This window comes from Aurantivibrio infirmus (assembly GCF_054767315.1).
In genome coordinates, this window is record NZ_BAAFSK010000001.1 from 274,891 (window position 1) to 296,910 (window position 22,020).

Annotated in this window: 32 protein-coding genes; 26 read left to right on the forward strand and 6 right to left on the reverse strand. The window is 40.3% G+C overall.

Annotation, left to right across the window (positions count from 1 at the left end; translation table 11 throughout):
- Positions 1 to 34: 34 nt before the first annotated feature.
- Positions 35 to 751: a glycerophosphodiester phosphodiesterase gene (locus ACYUCY_RS01180; protein WP_460224605.1), complete on the reverse strand. Its 717-nt coding sequence runs from the start codon at positions 749 to 751 to the stop codon at positions 35 to 37.
- A 199-nt stretch (positions 752 to 950) separates the two neighbouring features.
- Here ACYUCY_RS01180 and ACYUCY_RS01185 point away from each other — a divergent pair, with 199 nt between their 5' ends.
- The gene (locus ACYUCY_RS01185) at positions 951 to 1,883 is read left to right on the forward strand and encodes a PhzF family phenazine biosynthesis protein (RefSeq protein WP_460224606.1); all 933 of its coding nucleotides are present in this window, start codon (positions 951 to 953) and stop codon (positions 1,881 to 1,883) included.
- Here ACYUCY_RS01185 and ACYUCY_RS01190 read toward each other — a convergent pair.
- On the reverse strand, positions 1,880 to 2,305 hold the full coding sequence (locus ACYUCY_RS01190; protein WP_460224607.1) for an ion channel: 426 nt from the start codon (positions 2,303 to 2,305) through the stop codon (positions 1,880 to 1,882). The two genes, ACYUCY_RS01185 and ACYUCY_RS01190, sit on opposite strands and share 4 nt — an antisense overlap.
- Before the next feature lie 231 nt (positions 2,306 to 2,536).
- On the opposite strand from ACYUCY_RS01190, the gene ACYUCY_RS01195 reads away from it, so the two are divergent.
- The 4 genes from ACYUCY_RS01195 to ACYUCY_RS01210 all read left to right on the forward strand — a co-directional run bounded on the left by ACYUCY_RS01195 (position 2,537) and on the right by ACYUCY_RS01210 (position 7,175).
- Positions 2,537 to 3,184 carry an MBL fold metallo-hydrolase gene (locus ACYUCY_RS01195; RefSeq protein WP_460224608.1) on the forward strand — a complete coding sequence of 216 codons (648 nt, stop codon included), beginning with the start codon at positions 2,537 to 2,539 and terminating at the stop codon, positions 3,182 to 3,184.
- Positions 3,185 to 3,646: 462 nt separating this feature from the next.
- Positions 3,647 to 4,051 carry a large-conductance mechanosensitive channel protein MscL gene (gene mscL / locus ACYUCY_RS01200; RefSeq protein WP_460224609.1) on the forward strand — a complete coding sequence of 135 codons (405 nt, stop codon included), beginning with the start codon at positions 3,647 to 3,649 and terminating at the stop codon, positions 4,049 to 4,051.
- 385 nt (positions 4,052 to 4,436) lie between these two features.
- Positions 4,437 to 5,663, forward strand: a complete 1,227-nt coding sequence (locus ACYUCY_RS01205) for a serine hydrolase domain-containing protein (protein ID WP_460224610.1) — start codon at positions 4,437 to 4,439, stop codon at positions 5,661 to 5,663.
- A gap of 267 nt (positions 5,664 to 5,930) precedes the next feature.
- Positions 5,931 to 7,175, forward strand: a complete 1,245-nt coding sequence (locus ACYUCY_RS01210) for a serine hydrolase domain-containing protein (RefSeq protein WP_460224611.1) — start codon at positions 5,931 to 5,933, stop codon at positions 7,173 to 7,175.
- A 69-nt stretch (positions 7,176 to 7,244) separates the two neighbouring features.
- Here the strand turns inward: ACYUCY_RS01210 and ACYUCY_RS01215 are convergent, their stop codons facing one another.
- The 3 genes from ACYUCY_RS01215 to ACYUCY_RS01225 form a co-directional block, all read right to left on the reverse strand.
- Positions 7,245 to 7,886, reverse strand: coding sequence for a protein-methionine-sulfoxide reductase heme-binding subunit MsrQ (locus tag ACYUCY_RS01215; protein WP_460224612.1), 642 nt, complete (start codon positions 7,884 to 7,886; stop codon positions 7,245 to 7,247).
- Positions 7,887 to 7,889: 3 nt separating this feature from the next.
- Positions 7,890 to 8,888 carry a protein-methionine-sulfoxide reductase catalytic subunit MsrP gene (gene msrP, locus ACYUCY_RS01220; RefSeq protein WP_460224613.1) on the reverse strand — a complete coding sequence of 333 codons (999 nt, stop codon included), beginning with the start codon at positions 8,886 to 8,888 and terminating at the stop codon, positions 7,890 to 7,892.
- 163 nt (positions 8,889 to 9,051) lie between these two features.
- Positions 9,052 to 9,558 carry a hypothetical protein gene (locus ACYUCY_RS01225; RefSeq protein ID WP_460224614.1) on the reverse strand — a complete coding sequence of 169 codons (507 nt, stop codon included), beginning with the start codon at positions 9,556 to 9,558 and terminating at the stop codon, positions 9,052 to 9,054.
- An 84-nt stretch (positions 9,559 to 9,642) separates the two neighbouring features.
- On the opposite strand from ACYUCY_RS01225, the gene ACYUCY_RS01230 reads away from it, so the two are divergent.
- On the forward strand, positions 9,643 to 9,825 hold the full coding sequence (locus tag ACYUCY_RS01230) for a hypothetical protein (RefSeq protein ID WP_460224615.1): 183 nt from the start codon (positions 9,643 to 9,645) through the stop codon (positions 9,823 to 9,825).
- A gap of 45 nt (positions 9,826 to 9,870) precedes the next feature.
- Here ACYUCY_RS01230 and ACYUCY_RS01235 read toward each other — a convergent pair whose 3' ends face one another.
- Positions 9,871 to 10,917 (reverse strand): integron integrase, encoded by a 1,047-nt coding sequence (locus ACYUCY_RS01235; RefSeq protein ID WP_460224616.1) that lies wholly within the window; start codon positions 10,915 to 10,917, stop codon positions 9,871 to 9,873.
- Positions 10,918 to 12,355: 1,438 nt separating this feature from the next.
- Between ACYUCY_RS01235 and ACYUCY_RS01240 the strand changes: the two genes are divergently transcribed.
- From ACYUCY_RS01240 to ACYUCY_RS01335, 20 genes are all read left to right on the forward strand, one after another.
- Positions 12,356 to 12,739 carry a hypothetical protein gene (locus ACYUCY_RS01240; RefSeq protein ID WP_460224617.1) on the forward strand — a complete coding sequence of 128 codons (384 nt, stop codon included), beginning with the start codon at positions 12,356 to 12,358 and terminating at the stop codon, positions 12,737 to 12,739.
- A gap of 87 nt (positions 12,740 to 12,826) precedes the next feature.
- Complete coding sequence (locus ACYUCY_RS01245) at positions 12,827 to 13,174, forward strand: DUF6559 family protein (RefSeq protein ID WP_460224618.1); 348 nt, start codon at positions 12,827 to 12,829, stop codon at positions 13,172 to 13,174.
- 88 nt (positions 13,175 to 13,262) lie between these two features.
- Entirely contained in the window at positions 13,263 to 13,601 is a 339-nt protein-coding gene (locus ACYUCY_RS01250; protein WP_460224619.1) for a hypothetical protein, read from the forward strand.
- Between the two features lie 90 nt (positions 13,602 to 13,691).
- Positions 13,692 to 14,087, forward strand: a complete 396-nt coding sequence (locus ACYUCY_RS01255; RefSeq protein ID WP_460224620.1) for a hypothetical protein — start codon at positions 13,692 to 13,694, stop codon at positions 14,085 to 14,087.
- A gap of 55 nt (positions 14,088 to 14,142) precedes the next feature.
- Entirely contained in the window at positions 14,143 to 14,397 is a 255-nt protein-coding gene (locus tag ACYUCY_RS01260) for a hypothetical protein (RefSeq protein WP_460224621.1), read from the forward strand.
- 90 nt (positions 14,398 to 14,487) lie between these two features.
- Positions 14,488 to 14,829, forward strand: a complete 342-nt coding sequence (locus ACYUCY_RS01265; RefSeq protein WP_460224622.1) for an SH3 domain-containing protein — start codon at positions 14,488 to 14,490, stop codon at positions 14,827 to 14,829.
- Positions 14,830 to 14,917: 88 nt separating this feature from the next.
- Positions 14,918 to 15,292 carry a hypothetical protein gene (locus ACYUCY_RS01270; RefSeq protein ID WP_460224623.1) on the forward strand — a complete coding sequence of 125 codons (375 nt, stop codon included), beginning with the start codon at positions 14,918 to 14,920 and terminating at the stop codon, positions 15,290 to 15,292.
- Positions 15,293 to 15,372: 80 nt separating this feature from the next.
- Positions 15,373 to 15,750 (forward strand): DUF7674 family protein, encoded by a 378-nt coding sequence (locus ACYUCY_RS01275; RefSeq protein ID WP_460224624.1) that lies wholly within the window; start codon positions 15,373 to 15,375, stop codon positions 15,748 to 15,750.
- A gap of 83 nt (positions 15,751 to 15,833) precedes the next feature.
- Positions 15,834 to 16,121 (forward strand): hypothetical protein, encoded by a 288-nt coding sequence (locus ACYUCY_RS01280; protein ID WP_460224625.1) that lies wholly within the window; start codon positions 15,834 to 15,836, stop codon positions 16,119 to 16,121.
- A 145-nt stretch (positions 16,122 to 16,266) separates the two neighbouring features.
- On the forward strand, positions 16,267 to 16,530 hold the full coding sequence (locus ACYUCY_RS01285) for a hypothetical protein (RefSeq protein ID WP_460224626.1): 264 nt from the start codon (positions 16,267 to 16,269) through the stop codon (positions 16,528 to 16,530).
- A gap of 101 nt (positions 16,531 to 16,631) precedes the next feature.
- The gene (locus tag ACYUCY_RS01290; RefSeq protein WP_460224627.1) at positions 16,632 to 16,913 is read left to right on the forward strand and encodes a hypothetical protein; all 282 of its coding nucleotides are present in this window, start codon (positions 16,632 to 16,634) and stop codon (positions 16,911 to 16,913) included.
- Positions 16,914 to 17,015: 102 nt separating this feature from the next.
- Positions 17,016 to 17,354: a hypothetical protein gene (locus ACYUCY_RS01295; RefSeq protein ID WP_460224628.1), complete on the forward strand. Its 339-nt coding sequence runs from the start codon at positions 17,016 to 17,018 to the stop codon at positions 17,352 to 17,354.
- Positions 17,355 to 17,446: 92 nt separating this feature from the next.
- Positions 17,447 to 17,959 (forward strand): DUF4240 domain-containing protein, encoded by a 513-nt coding sequence (locus tag ACYUCY_RS01300; protein ID WP_460224629.1) that lies wholly within the window; start codon positions 17,447 to 17,449, stop codon positions 17,957 to 17,959.
- Between the two features lie 96 nt (positions 17,960 to 18,055).
- On the forward strand, positions 18,056 to 18,340 hold the full coding sequence (locus ACYUCY_RS01305) for a hypothetical protein (protein WP_460224630.1): 285 nt from the start codon (positions 18,056 to 18,058) through the stop codon (positions 18,338 to 18,340).
- Between the two features lie 14 nt (positions 18,341 to 18,354).
- A complete protein-coding gene (locus tag ACYUCY_RS01310) occupies positions 18,355 to 18,807 on the forward strand; it encodes a hypothetical protein (RefSeq protein WP_460224631.1) in 453 nt (150 codons plus the stop codon).
- A gap of 100 nt (positions 18,808 to 18,907) precedes the next feature.
- Complete coding sequence (locus ACYUCY_RS01315; protein WP_460224632.1) at positions 18,908 to 19,303, forward strand: hypothetical protein; 396 nt, start codon at positions 18,908 to 18,910, stop codon at positions 19,301 to 19,303.
- Between the two features lie 95 nt (positions 19,304 to 19,398).
- Entirely contained in the window at positions 19,399 to 19,881 is a 483-nt protein-coding gene (locus tag ACYUCY_RS01320) for a lipoprotein (RefSeq protein WP_460224633.1), read from the forward strand.
- 401 nt (positions 19,882 to 20,282) lie between these two features.
- Positions 20,283 to 20,969: a hypothetical protein gene (locus ACYUCY_RS01325; protein WP_460224634.1), complete on the forward strand. Its 687-nt coding sequence runs from the start codon at positions 20,283 to 20,285 to the stop codon at positions 20,967 to 20,969.
- A gap of 129 nt (positions 20,970 to 21,098) precedes the next feature.
- On the forward strand, positions 21,099 to 21,479 hold the full coding sequence (locus tag ACYUCY_RS01330) for a hypothetical protein (RefSeq protein WP_460224635.1): 381 nt from the start codon (positions 21,099 to 21,101) through the stop codon (positions 21,477 to 21,479).
- Between the two features lie 98 nt (positions 21,480 to 21,577).
- Positions 21,578 to 21,952 (forward strand): hypothetical protein, encoded by a 375-nt coding sequence (locus ACYUCY_RS01335; protein WP_460224636.1) that lies wholly within the window; start codon positions 21,578 to 21,580, stop codon positions 21,950 to 21,952.
- The last annotated feature ends 68 nt before the right edge of the window (positions 21,953 to 22,020 follow it).

Here is a 22,020-nt window from a genome sequence, read left to right on the forward strand (position 1 = left end):
GCCGATATTTTCAATGTCGTCTATAAGAAGTAAATTATTTATTAAGCGAATTATTAAAAGCAATAAGACGGTCAGGGTAATCAGTAAAAACACCGGCAACGCCCATCTCGCTAAGCATTCTAAAATCTTCTTCATCATTCACGGTGTAAACCACGATTTTTAAACCGCGTTTATTTGCGTCGTCAACAAGCGCCTGATTGATAAAATCAATGCTAGGATGGAATGAATAGGCATCTATCGCGTCGCAACACGCGGCATAATCCAGCGGAATATTGCAGATCAAGACTCCACGTCGAAATTCCGGTGCGTTTTGTTTTAGCCAAAATAATTGCTGATGATCAAAACTTGAAATTATGTAGTTGCGATGGTCTATCCCTGTTTCTTTAACGAATACCCTAAGAGTGTCGACGATTGTTGTTACAGAATCTGGCCCCTTGATCTCGATATTCAGCATCGCCTTGTCGCCAATCAGTTCCAATACATCACGTAAATTTGCCACCGTAGAATCATCATAATTTCGAAGTTCTGAAATTAAACTTGTATCAATGTCGAGGAGAAGGCCTTCACCACGAATAACTCTGCCCAAGCGGCGATCATGAGTCACTAATAGCGTATCCCCGATTAACCAAACGTCGATCTCAATCGCGTCGACACCTAGAGCAAGGCTTTGGCGAATCGTATCCAAAGTATTTTCAGTTCCGTGGCCCCGACCGCCACGGTGGGCGAAACAAAGTAGTGGTTGTGCTGGCATTAAGATTTCCTCTGACCTTACGATTTAGCTCAAAATATTATTTTTTAAATCCGTGAAAAATCAAACCGACGGCTAAATTTTAGCGATCGCCCCAATATTGTGCAGATTCCAAAACACTGTACTTGCCTCCAACTATTTTTTCCTTGAACTATTAATAAATATGCATAATAGTTTGTTTTAAATTTAGGAGCATAAAATAATGAGTAAAGCTGCGATAACAAAAATTCCTTTTTATACCACCGATGTTTTTACCGATAAAACTTTTGGTGGCGCGCAAGTTGCCGTGATCCCTGATGCTGAAACTCTGAATAAAGAACAAATGCAGAAAATCGCAAGCGAACTAAATTTGTGGTCGACCGCTTTTGTTAGTGGAAATGACGGTGGCGATAATCATTTTAGCCTCCGTCTATTTACACCGCACAAAGAAATTGAATTTGGCAGTCATACTACGATTGCTGCGGCACATGTATTAGCCTCTACTGATCGATTAAAGCTACAAAAAGGTCACACTCCCTTAAAATTCGACCACAATCATGGCAGCCTCGATGTACATGTCACGCAAACTGAAAAAGACAGTTTGTTTTCCACTTTGTCTTTAGTTACCGAGCCAGTTGTTGACAACTATGTTCCTAGTAACGAAGAGTTAGCAGAACTACTTTCTATTCCTAGCTCGGCAATAGGGATCAAAAATTTCCAAAGTTACCTGGTCGCTAATCAAGGAGTTTATATTGTTGTCCCCATCCGCTCACTGAAAGCAGTTTACGAGGCTTCATTTAATAAGCAAGCGTGGAATCAATCCCTCGCTCCCAACACCCTAGCACAGCAAATTATTTTGTTTTCTCAAGAAACTGAAACTGCCGGAAGCGATTTCCACTTGCGTTTACTGGGGCCACTAATCGACGAGGCGAATGATCCCCCGATTGGTTCCGCCATTCCTGCTTTTTCTGCGTTTTTGTGTGCCCATAAACATGTTAAAAAAGGAACTTATAGTTTTATCGCAGAGCGAGGATTAAAACAAAAACGCCAAAGTTTGTTACATGTTGAAATTGACAATAAACAAATTGACACTTTAACTCTACGTATTGGTGGGACCGCAGTGTTAGTTTGCGAAGGAATCATCCAAATACATTAATTGTTTTTCCAAAATTTCTGCATTTCGATAAACATAAAGGATGCGCTCCAGGTAATCAGCACCAATCCGGTAAGCGCTTCCATCGAAGCGAGAAAACGAATATACCCTAAGGGTTCAATATCTCCGTAACCTAAAGAGGTATAATTCGTGATAGAAAAATAAACGCAATCGACAATACTGCCATCAAAATTTCCTTGTAGTTCACCAAGACCCTCCATGTGTAACATAAAGTAAAATCCAAAACCAAAAACCCATATTTCAGTAACATGAGCAAGAATAGCGCCTAATACACCCGCGACAACCATAATACGGTGGCGTGATTTGAAGCGAACTAAACCTTTCGACATCAGGCTGAGTGCTTCGTAATGAATCAGCACAACTAGCATAACGATAATGATGTTAATGATTATTGTTATAAACATGAACTTTTTCTGGCTGACGCCATAATGTTTTTAATTCCTAAATTGGTGCTTTGCGAGTGGCTAACATTACACTATTTCGCTAGATAAAAAACAGTGGATTATGCAAACATAAAAACTTTGCGCACACCTTAAATGCGGCTGCACTTCACTCAGAAGAGTGGCTGCATATCCAGCGAATCTAGTTTAAAATCCCTGGCAAATAAAACTGTCGTGATAGTTATTGGAAATAATATGCTGAACTACCGAATCGTACCTGTTACCCCTTATCAGCAAAACTGCAGCGTGCTCTGGTGTGATGAAACCAATGAAGCGGCTGTTGTTGATCCCGGTGGTGACCTCTATATGATCCAATCTGTACTCGACCAGTATCAACTTGATTTGCGTAAAATTATTTTGACCCATGGTCATCTTGATCATGTCGCGGGCACGATGGACTTGGCTGGTAAATATAAAGTGCCGGTGATAGGGCCGCAAGAAGACGATAAATTTTGGTTAGATGGTTTACCGGAAGCGTGCCGTATGTCCGGCTTTCCTCCGGCAGAGGCTTTTGAGCCTTCTCAATGGCTGCACGAAGGGGATACGGTGAAAGTAGGAAATGTCGAACTCAATGTTATCCATACTCCTGGTCACACCCCTGGCCATGTTATTTTATTCGACCCACAAAGCAAGTTGGCGATAGTGGGTGATGTACTTTTCCAAGGTTCGATTGGCCGTAGTGATTTTCCTCGTGGTGATCATGACACCCTGATTCGATCAATTAGAGAAAAACTTTGGCCTTTGGGTGATGACGTAAAATTTATTCCTGGCCACGGTCCGATGTCGACATTTGGGCAGGAGCGAGCGACTAATCCCTTTGTCGCGGATCATAAATATCGCTAGGCATCTATAAAAAATTCAGAATATCGGTTTTCGCGATAATTTAACGTTGATGGAGCGCCTTAGCTATCTCTATTTCGACGCAATCTTAGCGAACTTGCTTGTTAGACAAGCGACGGTGTAAGAATAATAAAAAAGTAGGAGGTTTTCTCTTGGAGCGATCAAATTTCTATCGGATCCCAGATATATGACAATAATTGACAATTTCAGTTGAGATACTAATTGTTTCTACTTCTAAGCTTCAGCATACTTACGTTTGCTTTTTACAAGCGCCAGTTTTAATCCCCAGTATTTTAAGGCTTTCTCATCTTGAGATTTGACATACTTAAGTTATCGATAACTTAATAGCCAGACGTGATGGGGTTAGATTTATTTTAAATATTTTTCGATTTATCTCGAAGCGCATATAAAAATCTAAAAGTTTAATATTAATCAATCAATGCTAAAAAATAGAGGGCAATAACCATGGGAATGTTAAGTGAATTTAAAAGTTTTGCGGTAAAGGGAAATGTAGTTGATATGGCTGTTGGTATTATCATTGGTGCGGCCTTTGGTAAAATTGTTTCATCGTTTGTTGGTGATGTCATTATGCCGCCGATTGGCATCTTGTTGGGGGGAGTAGACTTTTCAGATCTAGCTTTCGTTCTCAAAGAAGCCGTCGGTGAAAACCCTGCAGTCGTCATCAGTTATGGCAAATTCGTTCAAGCTTTGGTCGATTTCATTATTGTAGCCTTCGCGATCTTCATGGGTGTGAAAGCGATAAACTCCATGAAGAAAAAAGAAGAAGAAGCTCCGACAGAGCCGCCAAAACCTTCTAAAGAAGAAGTATTGCTCACCGAAATACGAGATGCCTTAAGAAATAAAGGGTAGTTTGTATTTGCTTAGCTGATCAGTTAAGTTTGTCATAAAAACGGGAACTCACAAGTTCCCGTTTTTTTGTGGTGAAAAAATAACAAGCGGATCGAGTTTGGCAAGGCCCAGGCAAACTTTCGGGTGGCTGATCTTATTTGCCACTTATTCTCAATCTATACGCGATCCTTATTAAACTCACTAGATCTGTTTTATAGTTCGAAAAATTTAATTGAATATCCACTTGTGGTGTGGATGTCGATAATATTTGATGCTCTAATAGGCCAAATTTCAACTGGCGATTTTTACTAAAGTGTCGTTCGTAGCTATCTCCCGCTACCAAGCACTTGCCATCTCTCACAATAACCAAAACTTTGAAATTCTAGCTAGTCAATAGGAATCAAAAATGAATAAAACATTACGTAATGCTTTGTTGCTGATAACAACTTTAGGCGTGTTGTCTTCGTCATTGTTATCAGCGGCAGAAATTGAACAGGCGCGTTTAGATGCAGTCGCTAAAGAAATGCAAGCGCGAATCGATGCGAACAAATTGTCCGGCGCCGTTACTATGGTAGCTAAAGATGGCAAAGTTCAAATGTTTCAAGCTTATGGTTATCAAGACATTGAAAATAAAATTGCGATGAAAACCGACAGTATTTTCCGAATTTTTTCGATGACGAAGCCCATTGTTGGTACTGCCTTGATGACCTTACACGATCAAGGGAAGTTTAAACTTAGTGATCCAGTAGAAAAATACATTCCCGAATTTAAAAACGCTCGAGTATTTAAATCAAAAAATGAAGATGGCAGTTTTGAAACCGTAGCGGCAGACCACGCGATGACTATTCAAGAGTTGGTTAGCCATACCGGTGGCTTAACCTACATGCCACCACTCTCTGCAGGCCCAATTCCTACTGCATATATTAACGCTAAAATCTTAGACAGAAATGTTCCTCTCAATGAGATGATCCCAGCCTTAGCGAAAATCCCTTTAAATCATCAGCCGGGTTCGCAGTGGGTTTACAGTGTTTCTGTTGATGTTCAGGGCTACTTAGTCGAAGTGTTGTCTGGTCAAACACTTGATGTGTATTTACAAGAGAAAATATTTGACCCTCTCGGCATGAAGGATACAAGTTTTTATGTCGCACCTGAAAAGGCCGATCGATTCGCAAGAAAGTATATGCCTAAAGATGGAAAATTAATTAGTACGGAAGACGGCTCATTTTTAGAGAAACCAGCATTCTTTTCTGGCGGCGGTGGTTTAACAGGAACTGCGAGCGATTATATGCGCTTTACACAAATGCATTTAAATAAAGGTGAGTTAGACGGCAAGCGTATTTTGTCGGAAGAGGCGATAGATATTATGCGATCAAATTTACTACCCGATAATATTGAGAACATTGGTGCGTTTTATCCGGGTAATGTATTTGGCGTTGACTTCGCTGTAGTGAATGACGCTGAGAAGGCGAGTGCGCCGGTAGGAACGCATTGGTGGTGGGGCATTGCAGGTACTTGGTTCTGGATCGACCCTGTTGAAAACATTATTTTTATCGGCATGATTCAAAATGACGACTTCTATTACTCAATGCAAACACAGAACAAAATCAAACAACTAATGTATAAGCCCTTGTAGCGGTTCTGTATCACTTAGTACGATTTGATAAGAGGCCACCTATTCTGGGTGGCTTTTTTGTTGTTGCTCCCTCCTTGTCCCTTGTGAGCGCTGTCAAATGAGTATCTGCTCCTGAGGTTTTCACAAATTTACACAGCAGTTTGCTAGATGTCCCGTGCTTGGTGATCTAATATCACCAGTGATCACGACTTGTTTGGAGCCCCTCTGTAGCTATAGCGAGATTTTTAATTTAAAGCCAGTGGCCCTTTTCTTTGATAGGAAAATAATATGAACAATAAAAAATTCATAAGACGTAAAATTTTAACAGCGATAACGACCATAGTATTTGTTGCATCTTGGGCCGGCGCTAATGCAGCAGGAATCGATAAGGCGCGTCTCGATGCGATCTCTTCAGTAACCAAACAAGCTGTCGACGATGGAAAGTTAGCGGGTATTGTCACATTGGTAGCGAAAGAGGGTGAGGTACAGTTATTCGAATCTCATGGCTATCGCGATTTAGAAAATAAAACGCCAATGACCGAGGATACTATCTTCCGTATATTTTCTATGACCAAACCTATTGCTGGAACGGCGTTAATGACCTTGTACGACGAAGGAAAATTTAAACTCGACGATCCTGTAGAAAAATACATTCCAGAATTTAAAGATATGCGTGTGTTAAAAGACGGCGCTACTTTAGAAAATTTAGAAACAGTTGCTGCTGATCACCCAATGACAATTCGAGAATTGATGTCCCATACGGGTGGTTTGGTTTATACCCTCGGTTTATCGCGGGGTCCTGTTGCTGAGCTATACACCAAAGAAGGCATACTCGATCGCAACTCAACTTTAAAAGACATGGTGACCAAGATGGGAAAAATCCCCTTGAATCATCAACCAGGTACACAATGGGTATACAGCGTTTCGGTTGACGTTCAAGGCTATTTAGTTGAGGCGCTCTCCGGAAAATCTTTTGATGTTTATTTACAGGAGCGAATATTCGATCCTCTCCAAATGAATGACACAGCATTTTATGTAAAGCCAGAAAAAGCTGATCGACTTTCACGGCAATATGCGCCGGGACAAGGTGGAAAATTAACGAGTGCAGAAAATAGCGCATTTCTTGAAAAGCCTTCACTATTTTCAGGCGGTGGTGGTTTGACTTCGACAGCCAGTGATTATTTGAAATTTGCACAAATGCATTTAAATGAGGGCGAGTTAAATGGTGTACGAATTTTATCGAAACAAGCCGCACAACTAATGCGTCAGAATCATCTACCCGATTCCGTAAAAAGTATCGGGCGCGGTTACCCCGGCAACGTGTTCGGTTTAGATTTCGCTGTTGTGAATGATTCAGAAGCGGCTGATGGTGTATCAGAAGGTAGTTTTTGGTGGTGGGGGATCGCCGGAACATGGTTTTGGATTGACCCTGTCGAAAACATTATTTTCATAGGTATGATTCAGAACCGCGATCTTCGCTATTCGCGCCAATTGCAAAGCCAAGTTAAACAACTTATGTATAAGCCGCTCTAAGCTATATTGAAAAAATAGATGAATATAGTAAAAAGGTCAGCAACTGCGCTGGCCTTTTTTATTTTTACCTTATCTTTTTTTAACAAAGTATTTTAATAAAACATCTTTCCGCAGTAGAAGTAATATCAAGGCAACTAAAATATAAATCCCTGGTTCAATATATCCGCTCTTAACCGCCCACAGAAAATGCACCACTGCTAAAATCGTCACGAGATAAATCCAATTATGTAACTTCTTCCATGCGCGTCCCATCACTCGTCGTAATTGGGGGAGAGACGTCAGCGCCAAAGACAGCAATATAAGCCAAGCACCAAAGCCTACGAGTAAATAATTCCGTTCAACTATTTCCTCTCCAATTAAACTCCAAAAAAACTGCAAGTCTAAAGAAATCCAAACAGCAAAGTGTAAGCTTGCCCATGCAAAACACCATAAACCCAAAGGCCGGCGAAGTTTTAACAAGCGCGCCGAGGAAAAGAATTTAGCACAGGGCGTGATACATAAACTGAGTAAGAGTAAGCGTAAGGCACCCAAGCCCAAAAAATGGGTAATGTATTGAACCGGATCGCCACCAAGACGGTCTTGGAAAAAAGCCCAGCACAGCCAACACAAAGGAGTCACGCTAGCGATATGACAGAAAATCTGTAAACCGAGAGCAGAGCGAGGCCCAATACTGAGTTTAATTTTATTGTTACTTTGTATAGATGATGTCACTTATTAAAACCAGCGGGTTAAATCCATTCCGCTGTAGAGGCTTGCCACTTCTTCCGCGTAGCCATTAAAAGGGAGAGTCGCTTTTCTTTTTGCAAGTCGACCTTCGCCAACAAAGCGTTCGCTCGCTTGTGACCATCGAGGATGATCGACTTCAGGATTTACATTCGCATAAAACCCATATTCATTCGCGGCAAGAATATTCCACGTTGTGGGCGGCATTTTTTCAACGAGTTTTATTTTTACGATAGATTTAATGGCTTTAAAACCATATTTCCAGGGTGACATTAATCGTAGTGGCGCACCGTTCTGTGGAGGCAAAGTTTTACCGTACATACCGATGACCATCATACTTAGTGGGTGCATGGCTTCGTCGATACGCAACCCTTCAACATAGGGGTAATCAATGCCCCCACCAATTCGCCGCGATTTTTGTCCGGGCATTTGTTCAGGGTCATAAAGCGTTTCAAAAGCGACAAACTTTGCGCGACTATTTGGTTGCGCCTGTTTAATAAGTTGTGCAAGTTCGATTCCTATCCAGGGGATATTCATCGACCAGGCCTCTACACATCTAAATCGATAAATGCGTTCTTCTAATGCGGTTGAATTAATTAATTCCCAAACATCAATGGTAACGGGCTTGTCAACTTCGCCACTAATTTCTAAAGTCCATGGGTCGACTTTAAAATCTTTGGCGTTCATCGCGGGTTCGAATTTGCGGGTGCCAAACTCATAAAAATTATTGTGGGTCGTTGCTTTATCGACAGGTGTCATGTCGAAATCGGGTTTTGGGTTTTGCAGATTCTTAAAATCTAAATTCTTACCAACAGCTACGGCAGCTGACTGCGCCTGAGTATTCTGACTAGAAGTGCTTAAGCCCATACCTGCCAAACTTAATCCGGCCAGCCCCATGCCTTGTAGTAAATTTCGACGCTCCGTATAGATCGTTTCCGGAGTGATTTCATTTTCTTTTACCTGGCTGGGTTTTGCAGTTTTAATCAGCATAGTATTTCACTTGGCTCGCGTTGGATTGGTTAAAGTCTTCGCTTTGATCAAAAGGATAGCGAAAAGGTTCATGTATTGGAAATTAAAGTTGGAGAACTGAGCCGCTACCCATACATTATTGCGGACCGTTGCAAGCATGCTCGCGATGCCGGATCGTTAGTAGCTAATGGAGACTCGCACTCTTAGATAAATTTTTAATGGCCCCTTGCTCTCTCGATCGCCTATAAAACTCTAGTTTATCGCTAATCGACAATTCGTCTGTAAGGCGGTCCAAGCTGTCATTTGCCGATCTCAATAACCTCATTCTACGCAGATTGCAGGGCTTTGGTTCAGTCGCAGCACTCTGTAGCAAGCTGTTGTGTACCGTCATTAGGCAAACTTCCGCCTCGTCAAATAAGCCTAGCTCCATTAGCACCCTGAGCAATAAATTCCCGGAATCCAGCAGATGCTCTATACCAAAAGCCCCTGATTCAGGGGCTGGCGACGCTAATTTAGCGCGGTTTCGAAGTATGGCAATTTCGTAAGCAGAACCAAAAAAGTTACGAGCGTCACTGAAATTATGCTGGTTCAGCGCCTCGTAGCCGCTTTCCATAGCGCCAGTCCAGAGTTCATGGGCAAGCTGATTATTATCTGAAATGATTATTTGGTGGCGAGGACAAAGATAGGCCATAGGAATTCCTTATTGATAATGATTGTCATTTGCAATAAGATAGCGGCATTCTAAATTAGGGTCAAGCCTGAAAAGGGGTTCTCTATGCCAGAGCGAATATTATTAGAAGTCGATGCTAATAAATTGGATCAGCTCCTCGCTGAAAACGCGATTACCGTGAATGATTTTTCCTGTGTGGATAAAAAAGGAAAATACTGGCTGCGAAAATTATTTTTAAAACTGTTAAATCGCCAATTGAGAATCGAAGCGTATTTGGAGTCGCATTAGTTTATGTAAAAAATTAACAACGAGTAAGCATAAGAATTAATGCCGCTATGCTGTCGCGGTGAGATACAAAGTTTCCGGTTCTTCTACTCCCACTCCCCCAATATTAGCCGTGCGATCAAAGGGACTCAGTACACCTTTGCCGCCACGATTGATGACATGTAAATAAATCTCAGTGGTTGAAATATCCGAATGCCCCAATAATTCTTGAATGGTTCGGATATCGTACCCCGCTTCTAGTAAATGCGTTGCGAAACTGTGGCGAAAACAATGGGTTTTAGCGGGTTTGTTTATATTGCATTTTCGCATAGCATTTTTTAAGGCTTTACTGATAGAGCTTGGGTGAGCATGATGCCGACGGAGTACACCGCTGCGTGGATCCATACCGATTCTGGCGCTCGGGAAAAAATATTGCCACATTAACTCACGCCCAGCATTCGGGTATTTTTTACTGAGTGCATTGGGCAGGTAGACATCGCCATAGCCATCAATACAATCTTGCTGATGAATAATTTTTACTTGTTCTATTTGTCGCTTCAATTGAGGGATCAATTTTTCAGGCAATATCGTTGCTCTATCCTTACCACCCTTTCCGTTGCGAACAAAAATATTATTACTCGAAAAATCCACGTCATTAATACGCAACGATAAACACTCTGCCAATCTCATTCCCGTGCCATACATCAACGAAGCTTGTAAGCGGTGAACCCCTTTTAAAGTAGAAAATATTTTCGACAACTCTTCTTGGTCGTAGACAACAGGTAAACGACGAAAATTTCTGGCGGGCTTAAAGTCTAAATTATCAATGTTGATAAACAGAAATTTGTTATATAAGTAACTTAATGAATTTAAGACAGTCTTCTGCGTGTTGACCGAACAATTCCTTTGTATTCCCAGATAATTTAAAAATTCCGCGACTTCATCCTTTCCCATTTTTGCAGGATGTTTTTTCTGATGAAAATTAATATAACGACGCATCCAAAGAATATAAGTTTTCTCAGTGGCATAAGCTAAACCTGCTTTGCGAATATGAATCCGCACGCGATCTAAAAGCTTAGGTTTATCCGCGGATACATAGTGGCGTATGTCGTCCATTACATCTTTCCTTCTTATCCGAAATCTAGTTAATACTGTTTTAATGTACAGTATAATGAAAATTATATGACCTCAAGTCAAGCTTTTCAGTTGACTTATTCCGAGTATTTAGGTGTTGTTATCGTAAGCTATTGATTTGCGGTGAAAATTATTTTGTTGACTCTTTCCACATATTAAAGATATGTTGATAACGATCCCATATTTCCTCAGCGGCAAAACCTAAAAACGCTTTAACCGATTGAATTAAAAATAAATTATGGTTTTTTGCCATGTGCTTGAGTAGAAATACTCGACATGTAAATATAAGAACCTTTCAAATGATTAAAACTGTTATATGGCTTAAGTATGATGAAAAGAAGTTGCCCTAGTTGCAAAAATAAAACGATCTCTGTTCTAAAGCTTTCTTTATTAATGGGTAGATCCAAGTGTAAAAGTTGCGGCGCTTTGGTTGGCACACATTGGCTAATAAATGTATTGTGTTTTTTCGTGCTCTACTTAGCAGCTCTTTTAGCTAGCTTCACCATCTTAAGTAACTTTGGTTTTTCCACATTGTCAGCTGTTTTAGTAATAACTGTCTGGGTAGCATCGGAAATACTAAGGGAAATCGTCGTACCATTAGAAATAAAGCAATCAAGATTAATCTAGCATGGCAAGCCATATAACAAGCCAAAGCACTAAACGCCCAGCAAAAAACGCTGGGCGCGGACTCGCTACACGTTGTTTCGCTCGCCCGTGTTTGGGACGTTAAATGTCCGTAATTGATAGAGCTAAGATGAATTTTGATAAATTTCTGCCAGATCAGAATAATAAAAGAATGTTCCCTGGCTTTGTCGTATTTTGCGTCGTACTGATTGGGGTGCTGCTGGGATTTATAGCTTCTTATTTTAAATTCAAGTTCCTATTCATCATCTCTATAACTATGACGTTAATTGGTATTCTGTGTGGTTTTATATTGATTGCGTACGGTTGGGCTATTGCAATCGGTAAGTTCATAAGACTTCTATTAGGTAAGTATGAGTGATGGGCCAAAAGAATAAACATTTAACAAGCACAAGCAGCAGGGAAAAACTTTCCGTTGCACTACAAGTTTTCCCCTGTTGTGGGCGTTACGTGTATAAAAAATTATAATTTAGTGTCGCCGCAAAAATAAAAGTGCATTCTTTAAGTTACAAAAGATGCTAGAGAACACGGTAGTAACTCAAACCCTATCGCAGGGTCAAGAAGCCACGGAGCAAGGTTAAAAATTTCATTCTATAAGTATCGTGGTTTGCGGCTCTGTAATGTTTATCGCAAGTACTTTTGCAGCAATAACGTTCTAATCGGGAACTTGCTAAATTAAAACAATCGCGGTAGTTTCAAATTTTTTGTTTGTACGTATCGGCAGCAATGGTGCCTTAAATGAAACACAAACTAAAAACACGTAACAAGGCGGTGTTGTATGCCGCTAAACGCGGCGGGACGCTCCTGGCGTCGCGCCCCAAACCTTGGCGTTAAGCATAAAAATAAAAGAGGTAGTATGCTGAATCCTTACAAAGTCATTGAAGAATCAGATACAAGCATTACTTATCAATATAATTCACTTTATAGCTGGGCTCTTGTTGTAATACTAATCCTGCTCATGACAGGCGCGTATATCGCTAGTTTTCTACTTCAAGCCTTGGCTGCTGTTCTTATAGTTTTGTATTTTGGAGTAAAGCTAATTATAGGTAACGAGGTTACTTCTAAAGTTAGGCAAGCACTAAAATCAGGTTCTGTAGAGCTCAGTGGTGGCAAGTATTCTTTATCAAATCCACTAAAAGTAAAAATTCCAAAAAATGCTTAACAAGGCAATCGTTCGGACTTTTATAAGCTCCGGCTTCGCCTCCACTTATAAAATCCGCACATCGCGGCGTTAAATTTAATTAAGCCCATGAAGATATTTGAAAAACAATATATTAAAAAGGCTTATAGAAAACTAGCACCGCATCTTAAGCGACAATATGGCGGGTCGAATTTCTATACAATCAAACAAATTGAGAAATCGATAGGGATTCTCAAGTTAAGCTCGAAATATGAACGTTACGCGTATGCAATATTTTTGTATCATGACGAGCTTCCTGCATATATACGAGAGAGCGGGATCAATGAAGATGCGTATGCTCTAAAAAAGGAAGTTGGGCATGTACTTTTTCATGGCAATCCATATTTCAAAACTAAAAATAATTCTATTGGTAAAGTAGGTAACTCGGTAGGCGGGTCTTCAAACTATGTCGAGTAATAATTTAACAAACAAAGGCACAATCGCCCGCAAAAAGACGCGGGCTGGACTCGCTGTCGCTCGCCCGTGCTTTGGGCGTTATACATAAATGAAAATTGAGCCCCCAGAAAAACCAGCTTATTATTTCCTTCGGGCTTATGGACCATTTTTGTGGTTCTTCTCATTTTTTGTATTACTTCAGTTCATGGGATCGATTCCTTCAAAAATCGTCTTAATGATTTCTTACTGTGCCATATATTATTTGGCGACGCGAAGGTTTAATCCAAAGGAAATCTCTGAATACCATGAATATCTTATAAACAAAGAAAAAGAAACAATTAAGCCTCCAATTTCCGATGACGCGGTTAGAGAAAATATCGCGAGATATCGCGAAGAACAACGGATAAAAAAGGAAAATGCAAAATGGTGGCAGTTTTGGTATTGGTAATGTATAACAAAGCAATCTTGTTTGCCGCGAAAAGACGCGGCGGGACGCTCCTGGCGTCGCGCCCCAAATTGCGGCGTTAAGTGTAAGCGTATGAATATGATCAATGCTTTAAAATCTACAAGCTATTTCTTGGGATTTATATTTCTCTTTATTGCTATTCATAATTCAGGGATTCTCACGCGAAATCACTTGAACTATGTAAGCTATGTTGAAAAGCAAAATAAACTAATAGCGCTATATGAAGAAGTATTGGATGGAAAAGATTTCGATGGTCTGAAATCGGAAGAAATACTTAGGATAAAAGAAAATATAGAATTTTCTATGGAAAGTGAGTTTAGCGCCATAAAACCAGATGATAGTAGGTACTTTTGGCTAATGTTATTGGGTATATTCGGGTCAATGTTATCCTTAAGTGCCCCGCAATATATAGAGAAATATATAAATGGAAAAGCACTTAACAAAAACAGCCAGCAGGACGCAGCATAAGACGCTGCGCCTCTGCTGTTGGCGTTATAGGGCCTAAATGAAAAAGAAAAATATTGTGGGCGGGATGATATACGGATTAATATTTTTAGTATTTTTAATGATTGCGTATTATTGGGGCGTATTCACAACTTCATTTAATACCAATATGTGCTATTCGGAGGTCTTTTGGGAGATAAAAGCAGAAGTTGGTAGCGCGATAAATTCGGAAGATACTGAAGAGTTACAGAATGTAGAGAAATTGTTAAATGACTTACCATTACATGGTTACGAATCAAGTTGTGATGAAATTAAAAAATATCTCAGCCTATAACAAACAAGTCAATGCGACCCACATTCCGTTGCTTCGTTTCTCTACGCAACTCCATTTGGCCGCATTACTTGGGCGTTATGCAAATTTAGAATGAAACTACGAGTAATTGAAAAACACGAATCAAATTACCCAAACCCAATTGAATTCAACATTGGTGATATTCTAAAACTTGGAACAATGGATAAAGAATTCGAAGGGTGGATTCGAGCGGCAACAAAAGACGGAAATGAAGGCTGGGCACCTCTTGACTATATCGAAATAATTACGAATAAGTCTCTAGGCAAAGCAGTATGTAAGTATTCCGCAAAAGAACTAGATGTTGCCCCAGGCCAAATCCTCGAAATTTTAAAAGAGCACAATGGGTGGGTCTGGTGTTTGGCGGAGAACGGTAATTATGGTTGGGTTCCTAAAAAGGTTGGGGTAATTGCATAACAAGTATATTTACCGGAAAAACTTGGCGGCGTTCGTTTCACTCACTATACAAATTTTTCCGGTAATAAAAGCGTTATGGTTCCCTAGAATGAATATGCAATCATTTAGGCAAATTGCAACGATAATACTTATACCTATCTATTTGTTAGCAGGTTTGTTGATTGGTGAATTGTTATCGAATATTTTTGGGGTATGGAACTACCATATATTTAGCATTTTATTACCAGCTATTGGCTTGTTGTTTACTTGGTATGTCGCGCCATACTACAAAATTTATAATATAGTTTTTGTGTTTTTAATAGGCCTAGTTTTAGCATATAGTTTTGCTTTCCCAGCATACTACCCGGAAAGTCACCCCATGGCGTACATGCCTACTTACAAACCATTTATGCTAAGCGTTGCAATCGGATTAAGCTTATTATTTATCCTTGTAATCTATGAGCTTAAACGTAAAGAACCATAACAAGTTTAGCCATGCGAAAATTAGTTGTTTCGCTTACGCTACACAACTATTTTTCGCATGCTAAAGGCGTTAAGTGCAATATGACCGAAACCGATTTCCTTCAAGAGTTAAGGCGTTTATGTTCCGACATTGAGAAACCATGGTTGGAACATCTTGAATTTTGGGAGGGAGACGAGCCAGGAATCTTTAATGAAATATCTGTAATTGTTCACTATGTTATTAATAAACTTGAGGCGAAGGATACGGTAGAATTTCAACCAGTCTTCGATCTAGTAGAACGCGGAGTCAATTCAAAGAATCGAAACGTGTCAGAGTTGGCAGTAACGGGATTTCTTGAGGGAATTTTATTTGTAGGTTCTCACAAAGATTTACGACCCGAGCTATTCGAATGTTGGTTAGGGCCTAGCTCTATAAAAGCTATTGAAGATCTCGAAATATTTTTTAGCAATGGCACTTAACAAACGCAGGCACCGGGAAAATTTTTCCGCTGCGCTACAAATTTTCCCGTGCTACGGGCGTTATATTTCCTAGAGACTCAAGTATGGATGACCAGAATAAACAAATTAAAAGGTCAAAAATTTTGCGAGGCTTGATTGGTCTTAGTTGGTTTTTAATTGTAAATATTGTTTTTGTGTTTGCCATGGCTGAATTGGTGTCTGTATACGCAAATAGCGTAGCTACTGGACAAGAAGCAATTGAAATAGATAGGGCATTAAGTAAAAAGCTAGGTGGTACGATTGGTGTATTTTTTATATTAGTCTCAGCAATTCTGTGTGTACGGTGGAGCATTATTGGTTTCCTTCCGGGCACATCTAAATACAAAGGCTAAATAATTTAAACATGCAATCAAAATATAACAAAGCCACCAACGGCGCATTAGTTGCAAAAAGCGCAACTAATGCTGGACTCACTACACTACGTTTCGCTCGCCCGTTGTGGCGGCGTTATGTGTGTAAAGGAAGATCTAAAATAAAATGACGGATAAGGTAATAGCACTAATTTACGGTATCGGTTTTTTCACATTACTTGGTGTCGCTTTTTACGCGGGAGTCTTTACCACCTCTTTCGATGAAAACATGTGTTATTCCGAAGTTCTTTCACATATCAGAGACGAAGCCGAAGGGGCAAGTGCAGAAGAATTGGAATTGTTAAATGATCGACTGCAAAATCTGCCCTTGCATGGATATGAATCCAACTGCACTGAAATAAAAAATGCAATTTTTGCAAATAAAAAATAGATATGCAAAAACACATAACAAGTGAATCTAGGCGACCCCTAAAACTTCACTTTGTTACGTTTTAAGGTCGCCTAATCCAGGCGTTATGTTTCAGGGAGAGAATGAGTACTACAAAGAAAATATCAATTTGGTTGGCATCGAGTGCTCTGATCGCTGCAATATATTTAGTTGGCCCATTCGTGATGTTGCCATCTATGCTTTCCAACTATAGTAAGGAGCAACCTAGCTACTTCTGGAGTGATTTGTTCTCAGTTATCTATACCCCTTTCCTTAATAATTTAAATAAGTCAGGTTACTATTACATCACATGGCAAGAATTCAGCCTTGCCCAATGCAAAAAACACCCCGGTGCGTGTACGGACGCTGATCAAAGTGCAAACTAAAAACATAACAAAACGGTCAATGCTCGCCTACGGCTGGACAACTTTAAGCGCTGCTTCGCAGCAAAGTTGCCCATTACCTTGGCGTTAGGTGTTTTTGCGAAAATGAATAAAGTTGCAGTTATCGGGTTACAGATTATTTTTTTAGCTACAACTGTGGTTTGGTTAACATCGTGGTTATATTTCAAGGTTAAAGCCTATAAGTTAAGCATTGATCAAACTAAAACTGGTAATTTTCAACCTTATAAAATTGCTTCACTTATATTTTTGGTATCCCTGGTAGTTTGGGTATTTGGCATAGGGTTGCCTTCCAGTGATGCTGGTGCAATATTTTATTCGGTTTTATTTATAGTTAATTTTGCGTTCCTTATTATCACAGCATATTGTGTTTATCGGCTCCGCAATCAAATACAAACAACTAGCCAGGGCAAAGTAAACACCTAACAAGTTGGTGTTGTTCGCCTTCGGCTGGGACACGCTACACGTTGTTTCGCGTGCCCCAAACCAAGGCGTTATGTTTACAAGAGAGAGAACTCATGAACGAAGAGCTATTTTGGGAAATTATTGAAGAATCAAGAACTGGTCTAAAGACTTCCGATATAGACGGAAATATGGAGGTACAGTCTGAAAACTTGCGCGAAAAATTAGAGTCCTTGACCAAGGGTGAATTAGAAGATTTTTACAAAATTTCCCATGAATTAAATATCAAAGCATATCGTTGGGATTTATGGGGTGCGGCATACGTCATCGGTGGTGGCTGTTCTGATGATAGTTTTATGGATTTTAGATCGTGGCTAATTTCAATGGGAAAAGAGGTGTATTATTTGGGTATAAATAGCCCTGATGATTTAGTTGGCCCAGCTACTGATCCAACTGTCGAGGATTGTTTTTATGAGGGATTCTTGTACGCAATCGATGAAGTTTATGAAGAAAAATTTGGCCAAGAAATAGTACTGGAAATAAAGTATCCCTCCAATCCTGAGGGTAAAGATTGGGATGAAGATGATTTGGAGAAACTGTTTCCAAAACTATCGGCTAAATTTGATTAGAAAACATAACAAACAAAGGCACAATCGCCCGCAAAAAGCGCGGGCTGGACTCGCTGCCGCTCGCCCGTGCTTTGGGCGTTAAGCATTCAAATCAATATGCCTAGAGAAAAAAGTAGATCTGAAAAATTGGCAGGAAAGCTGATTTCAACAATACAAAAAGTTTGGAGCGAGCAAGCAGGCGAGCCCGAAGCCGAAGAGTCAGAAATAATTATGAGCCTAGGTCATAATCTTTTGCAGGCTCGTAGTGCAGAAAATATGAAAAAAATACTTAATGGTCGTAGGGCATCACAATATATTGGCGATATTTGGCTGCAAAAAAATCCAAGCGTAAAGCCCATCGTCAGCGAGTTAAATAACGAAATATATGGCAACAATGCTTAACAAGGCGGTGTTGTATGCCGCTAAACGCGGCGGGACGCTCCTGGCGTCGCGCCCCAAACCTTGGCGTTATGTTTGATATGAAATGTTATCAATGCCAAACGATTCCAGAATCGCTGAAAGTAAAACTACTTTCAGACCGTTTCGATCCAGCTTTTTGTCAAGGCTGCGGAGCTAAGTATTATGTAAGCAGAGCCTTGTCTGGATTCGTTTTTCACGGGATCGTAGGTTCTGGAATAATTTTTATACTTTTACTCTTAGGCTTTTCTGAGCTTCGGTGGCTTGGGCTAGCCTTGGTGCTAGTGGGGGTCGTATTAGCTTGGGTTGTATTGGCAATGATTGAATCCAAATTTTTTGATTCAAAAATATTGACCAAAGAAATGCAAGCTAAAGACCGGAGATTTCAAAATTGGATTAGAATCATTGTTCTTTTAATAATTATTGCATTGGCTGTCATGGTTTTAATCTAAATAAAAACATAACAAGGCGGTGTTGTATGCCGCTAAACGCGGCGGGACGCTCCTGGCGTCGCGCCCCAAACCTTGGCGTTAAGCATATAAAGAGAATTGTGTGAAATTTACAAATACCGCAAAGTATTTATTAGCAATCATGTGGGTGCTTATTGGATTGGTGTTTATTGGTGTCTTTATTAGCTTGTTAGGTGATGTTAAGGCAAACATTGCATATTCCTCTGAGTCAGCAGAAAAAATCTTTGTTGTTGTGGGTTTGGGCTTTATTGTAGAGGGATTCGTAGTATATTTTACAAAAAAAACAGCTTGTATCATTGCTGTCCCAGTTGCCGTTTTTTCAGTGTTTGTTGTTGTCGGTCAGCTTAGTAGTATTTTCAATAACAGTTTAGTTACATACAAATATATTTTCATGGGTTTGTATATGATGACAGTCTCTATTTTTACAATAATTTTGGTATTGTTTCCAAAAACAAAACTGGCAGCCAAAAATGCTTAACAAAGTAATCTTGTACGCCGCGAAAAGACGCGGCGGGACGCTCCTATCGTCGCGCCCCAAATTACGGCGTTATAGGTACAACTAGAGAATCGATTATGAAAAATATTTTCAAGGCCATATTGATTTCTACACTTCTTTCCTTTCTCTCAGGATGCGGTTCTTTCGTGATTCAATATGAACCCGAAACTGATATGTCTCTAGATGAAGCTGGCAGAGTGATAGATAGATTAATTATGGAACAGCATCCAGCTTGGAGGCCCGATTTCGTTGAAATAAATGATCAGTACATTTTGCTCGGGTACGGAACTGTGACACGAGGTGGAGGTAGCGCAGTAGTCCTAAATGAGAACGTGGTAATAGGTTCTAGTTCATCTAACACCAGAGCAGCAGGCGAGCGTGTGTACTATGAATCAACTAATAAAGTTGTACTGTACTCTTGGAAACGAAAATTTAAGCAGTGGTATATCGTCTCGCTGGTTGGTAAAAAGCAACAGCATTTACTTCGAACTAGATATATTGAAGAAGCAGAGTTAATGGTAAATGCGCTGCAGATAGTTCTGAACAATTTTAAAGAATAAATCCTATAACAAACGCAGGCACGGGAAAATTTTTCCGCTGCGCTACAAATTTTCCCGTGCTACGGGCGTTACGTGTATAAAAAATCATAATTTAGTGTCGCCGCAAAAAATAAATGTGCATTCTTTAAGTTACAACAGATGCTAGAGAGCACGGTGGTAAACCGAGCAATATCGAAGGGGACAAGAAGCCACGGAGCAAGGTTATATTTTCATTCTATAAGCATCGTGGCTTGCGGCTCTATAAAGTTCAACGCAAGTACTTTTTGCAGCAACAACGTTCTAATCGGTAACTTGCTAAATTAAAACAATCGCGGTAGTTTCAGTTTTTTGGTTTAACGTATCGTCGCCAACGGTGTGCTAAATGAAACACAAACTAAAAACACGTAACAAGGCGGTGTTGTATGCCGCTAAACGCGGCGGGACGCTCCTGGCGTCGCGCCCCAAACCTTGGCGTTACGTGTACAAGGGAAATCGTCCCCATGATTAAACTATTGGTAAATAATTCGGATCGCGCCGAAATGAGCGAAACCTCTTTTGGCGGTAAGCCAGTCAAAAATATAGGCGAAGATTTTCATTGGCCTAAGTGTTCTTGCTGTAAACTTCCAATGCAATTTTTAGGGAAGCTAAGAGTTGATGAAGAATTACATCAAATATTCATGTGCCAAAACGATCCCGGAATGTGCGACGATTGGGATGCTAATGGCGGGGGCAATACTGTAGTCGTAATAAAGCCTTTCGAGGTTGCATTTGTCCAAGAACCAACAGAAGGTGAAACTCTACGAGAAACAGAGCACTCTGCGAAGGTTGTTTCGGTTGATGGAAACGACTATGAAGCAGCAAGAAGTGAATGGGCAGAAAAGAATGGCATTAGCCCTAGAGAGGTATTAGGCCAAGTTTCTGGTGAGCCCTGTTGGATTCAAGGTAATGAAACACCAAATTGCACAGCGTGTAACAAGCCAATGGAATTTGTAGCTCAATTGGAGCAAGGGCCAGACTGGAAAACTGAAATGAACTTTGGAGGCGGTGGGGTAGCGTATTCGTTCCGTTGTCGTTGTAATGGTTCTGCAAAATTTTTATGGCAGTGCTAATACCAACACGTAACAAGTCAAATCACTCGGAATTGGTAAAGCTGTCATTTTTTTTGTTCCAAAAAAGCCGCCAACTTAACCAAGCCGGTGTTTGAGGCGTTATGGTGATGTCAGCATTTCGAGCATTAAATGATAAAGTTTAAAATATCAAATTTTATAGTTACTATTTTATTGTTCAGTAATGACGTACTCGGTGAGACTAAATCAGTAACGTGTGATGCAATCCTTACCGACTACGTTGCTGAATACGCGTGGTATGACGAAATCGATGGTGCCCACAGTGATGGAATTGCTCCTTTGGTGGTATTTTCAATAAAGCCATCCATAGGGTGCGGCAATAAGGAAGTTAAGATTTTGTTTAAGTCTGCCGATCATGAAAATACCATACCTCAGTTATCTTCGGACATTGGGGAAACTTATGAAATTAAGATTCCCGCCGATTTCTTTGACGGCAACGCGTTAATCATCGAGAGCACGTATGTTTCAACCCTGGTTCGAAAAGCACCATAACAAAGCCACCAACCACGCATTAGTTGCAAAAAACGCAACTAATGCTGGACTCACTCCGCGATGCTCCGTTCGCCGGTTGTGGCGGCGTTAGGTGTCAAATGAGCATCAGCTTCCGAATAGTAAAAGTAGCAATCTCAATCAGTGTTTTAATGGTGCTCGCTGGGTGCAAAACCGATTTCGATACCTTTGATAAAACTATTTTACAAGGCATGGATTCAAGCGATATTGAAAAATCCTTAAAGAAGAATGAAATAAGTTATCGCTATCTCTCCTGCTCGGAATTGAAAGAAGAATTAAGCAGCATTAAACAAGGCTGCGTTGAACCTGAATCACTTGGTGCGTATGTAGGCTGGGTAAATAATGGAGCTTATATGCTTGGAATGGGTTCCGCAGACGTATATTTTGAAATAGAAATCGGAAAAAATAACAAGGCCGTCGGGGTGTATACAGATGAAATATATACTTTCATATAAAACACCTAACAAATTGCTCAAGTTCACTCCGGCCGCAAAAAGCGCGGCCTCCGCGGGACAACCTACAC

Excerpts from the sequence above, each read along its gene's own strand:
- ACYUCY_RS01245 (WP_460224618.1), top strand. The coding sequence starts at position 12,827 with ATGAAGATATTTGAAAAACAATATATTAAAAAGGCTTATAGAAAACTA.
- ACYUCY_RS01280 (WP_460224625.1), top strand. The coding sequence starts at position 15,834 with ATGGATGACCAGAATAAACAAATTAAAAGGTCAAAAATTTTGCGAGGC.
- ACYUCY_RS01330 (WP_460224635.1), top strand. The coding sequence starts at position 21,099 with ATGATAAAGTTTAAAATATCAAATTTTATAGTTACTATTTTATTGTTC.
- ACYUCY_RS01290 (WP_460224627.1), top strand. The coding sequence starts at position 16,632 with ATGAGTACTACAAAGAAAATATCAATTTGGTTGGCATCGAGTGCTCTG.
- mscL (WP_460224609.1), top strand. The coding sequence starts at position 3,647 with ATGGGAATGTTAAGTGAATTTAAAAGTTTTGCGGTAAAGGGAAATGTA.
- ACYUCY_RS01310 (WP_460224631.1), top strand. The coding sequence starts at position 18,355 with ATGCCGCTAAACGCGGCGGGACGCTCCTGGCGTCGCGCCCCAAACCTT.
- ACYUCY_RS01180 (WP_460224605.1), bottom strand. The coding sequence starts at position 751 with ATGCCAGCACAACCACTACTTTGTTTCGCCCACCGTGGCGGTCGGGGC.
- ACYUCY_RS01210 (WP_460224611.1), top strand. The coding sequence starts at position 5,931 with ATGAACAATAAAAAATTCATAAGACGTAAAATTTTAACAGCGATAACG.
- ACYUCY_RS01250 (WP_460224619.1), top strand. The coding sequence starts at position 13,263 with ATGAAAATTGAGCCCCCAGAAAAACCAGCTTATTATTTCCTTCGGGCT.
- ACYUCY_RS01225 (WP_460224614.1), bottom strand. The coding sequence starts at position 9,558 with ATGGCCTATCTTTGTCCTCGCCACCAAATAATCATTTCAGATAATAAT.
- ACYUCY_RS01195 (WP_460224608.1), top strand. The coding sequence starts at position 2,537 with ATGCTGAACTACCGAATCGTACCTGTTACCCCTTATCAGCAAAACTGC.
- ACYUCY_RS01325 (WP_460224634.1), top strand. The coding sequence starts at position 20,283 with ATGCCGCTAAACGCGGCGGGACGCTCCTGGCGTCGCGCCCCAAACCTT.
- ACYUCY_RS01190 (WP_460224607.1), bottom strand. The coding sequence starts at position 2,305 with ATGTTTATAACAATAATCATTAACATCATTATCGTTATGCTAGTTGTG.
- ACYUCY_RS01270 (WP_460224623.1), top strand. The coding sequence starts at position 14,918 with ATGAATATGCAATCATTTAGGCAAATTGCAACGATAATACTTATACCT.
- ACYUCY_RS01230 (WP_460224615.1), top strand. The coding sequence starts at position 9,643 with ATGCCAGAGCGAATATTATTAGAAGTCGATGCTAATAAATTGGATCAG.
- ACYUCY_RS01240 (WP_460224617.1), top strand. The coding sequence starts at position 12,356 with ATGCCGCTAAACGCGGCGGGACGCTCCTGGCGTCGCGCCCCAAACCTT.
- ACYUCY_RS01305 (WP_460224630.1), top strand. The coding sequence starts at position 18,056 with ATGCCTAGAGAAAAAAGTAGATCTGAAAAATTGGCAGGAAAGCTGATT.
- ACYUCY_RS01320 (WP_460224633.1), top strand. The coding sequence starts at position 19,399 with ATGAAAAATATTTTCAAGGCCATATTGATTTCTACACTTCTTTCCTTT.
- ACYUCY_RS01255 (WP_460224620.1), top strand. The coding sequence starts at position 13,692 with ATGAATATGATCAATGCTTTAAAATCTACAAGCTATTTCTTGGGATTT.
- ACYUCY_RS01285 (WP_460224626.1), top strand. The coding sequence starts at position 16,267 with ATGACGGATAAGGTAATAGCACTAATTTACGGTATCGGTTTTTTCACA.
- ACYUCY_RS01300 (WP_460224629.1), top strand. The coding sequence starts at position 17,447 with ATGAACGAAGAGCTATTTTGGGAAATTATTGAAGAATCAAGAACTGGT.
- ACYUCY_RS01185 (WP_460224606.1), top strand. The coding sequence starts at position 951 with ATGAGTAAAGCTGCGATAACAAAAATTCCTTTTTATACCACCGATGTT.
- msrP (WP_460224613.1), bottom strand. The coding sequence starts at position 8,888 with ATGCTGATTAAAACTGCAAAACCCAGCCAGGTAAAAGAAAATGAAATC.
- ACYUCY_RS01235 (WP_460224616.1), bottom strand. The coding sequence starts at position 10,917 with ATGGACGACATACGCCACTATGTATCCGCGGATAAACCTAAGCTTTTA.
- ACYUCY_RS01205 (WP_460224610.1), top strand. The coding sequence starts at position 4,437 with ATGAATAAAACATTACGTAATGCTTTGTTGCTGATAACAACTTTAGGC.
- ACYUCY_RS01295 (WP_460224628.1), top strand. The coding sequence starts at position 17,016 with ATGAATAAAGTTGCAGTTATCGGGTTACAGATTATTTTTTTAGCTACA.
- ACYUCY_RS01265 (WP_460224622.1), top strand. The coding sequence starts at position 14,488 with ATGAAACTACGAGTAATTGAAAAACACGAATCAAATTACCCAAACCCA.
- ACYUCY_RS01335 (WP_460224636.1), top strand. The coding sequence starts at position 21,578 with ATGAGCATCAGCTTCCGAATAGTAAAAGTAGCAATCTCAATCAGTGTT.
- ACYUCY_RS01275 (WP_460224624.1), top strand. The coding sequence starts at position 15,373 with ATGACCGAAACCGATTTCCTTCAAGAGTTAAGGCGTTTATGTTCCGAC.